Origin of the sequence: Streptomyces sp. HSW2009 (assembly GCF_040240285.1) — a bacterium.
GTDB lineage: Bacteria > Actinomycetota > Actinomycetes > Streptomycetales > Streptomycetaceae > Streptomyces.
In genome coordinates this window covers 1-1,643 of record NZ_JBEHZD010000948.1, presented here as the reverse complement: position 1 = coordinate 1,643, position 1,643 = coordinate 1, and the positions used below count along the sequence as shown (strand labels likewise).

Here is a 1,643-nt window from a genome sequence, read left to right as displayed (position 1 = left end):
CCGGGGCGGCCGGGGCACCCCGGGGGGGCGAGCCCGGCGCCCGCCCCCGCCGCCCGCCCCCCCCCCCCCCCCGCCCCCCCCCCGGGGGGGCGCCGCCCCCCCCGGTCGGCCGACCGACCGACGCCACGCATCCGCAGGCCCAGCAGTCTCACGAGACCCGGCAGCCAGCCCTCTCCCAGTGGTCCGGGGCAGCCAGCCGGCGCGTGGGGGCCCGTTCACGCTCCCGGAGCGTACGGACCCCGGCGCTCGCTCCGACATGGACGTTTCGAAGCGGGTCCGCGACCGATTTCGCCATAACGTCCAGGATGTGCCCACGCGGCCTGACCCGACACCCGTGGGGACGCCCCACCCCGGCCACGCGGCACGGCCACCCCACCCCAACCGGCCCGCGCCGCAGGCGGAGCCGCCCCCGCACATCGTCCGCGCGCGTTGATCAGACGTTCAGCTCATCTCGGGCCGCAGGCGGCACAATGGTCAGCATGCCGATACCCAGCCCCGTGCCCGACCGGGCCGCATTGGTCGACCATCTGGTCCGCACCCGCATCGCGGGCAATGTCGCCACCCCACGTGAGAACAATCTCTCCCACTACCGCAAGCTGGCGAACGGCGACCGCAACTTCTGGCTCGGGCTGGAACTCGGGGACCGCTGGACCGACGAGCAGGACGTGCTGGCCGTGATGGCCGAGCGCTGCGGGGTGATCGACGACCCCGAGCACCGCACCGGGCAGGACACCATCGACCCGCAACTGACCGTCGACGCGCTGGACCGCAAGGCCGCCGTGCTGCGCAAGGCCGCCGAGAGCCAGAGCCGGGTGCTGTTTGCGACGGGGCACCCGGGCGGCCTCATCGACGTGCACCGCAGCGTCGCCGCCGGGCTGCGGGCGGTCGGCTGCGAGATCGTGGAGATCCCCGGCGGGCTCCAGGCCGACGAGGGCTTCGTCTTCCAGTTCGCGGACGTGGCGATGCTAGAGCGCGGCGCGACCCTCTGGCACACCCACTCGCCCGAGCCGATGAACGCCATCCTCGACGGCCTCACCCGAGAGGGCCGCCCGCTGCCCGACCTGGTGATCGCCGACCACGGCTGGGCCGGACGCGCAGGTCAGCGCGGCATCGACGCCGTCGGTTACGCGGACTGCAACGACCCGGCGCTGTTCATCGGCGAGGCCGAGGGCACCCTCGCCGTCACCGTGCCGCTGGACGACCACGTCACCAGCCCACGCTTCTACGACCCGATGACCGCCTACCTACTGGACGCGGCGGGCCTGCCAGCGCTCCCCTAGCCACCGCTCCCCGCGCACGCCCCGCGCAGCAGGCGCCCCACGCGCCCGCGCACCAGACGGTCGATGTATGCACCACTGAACTGTGTCCCGCGGCCGGTGCACACCCACCGGCCGCGATGTGCCACAGGCGGCACCTCAGTCACACGTGCCACGGGGGGCGGGGGCATTCGGCCGGCGTACGCCCGGGCGCCCGGCGCCGTACGGCCGGCGCGCGAGCGCATCCGATGGCCTCTCGCGCGCGTCAGCGGGCTGCCGCCCCGGCGTGGCCGACGGCGCCCGCCGGCGTCTAGGCGCCGTCCACGCCGGCCGCCCCCGCCCCCCCCCTCGCGGCGCCCCCCGGCCCGGCGGGCCGTCGGGGCCCCC

The 1,643-nt window shown here is 76.0% G+C and carries 1 protein-coding gene; it reads left to right on the top strand.

Going from position 1 to position 1,643, the window contains the following annotated elements; all coding sequences use genetic code 11:
* The first annotated feature begins 470 nt into the window (after positions 1–470).
* Positions 471–1,280, top strand: a complete 810-nt coding sequence (locus AAHZ94_RS33750) for a phosphatase (RefSeq protein ID WP_349997508.1) — start codon at positions 471–473, stop codon at positions 1,278–1,280.
* Positions 1,281–1,643 lie beyond the last annotated feature (363 nt).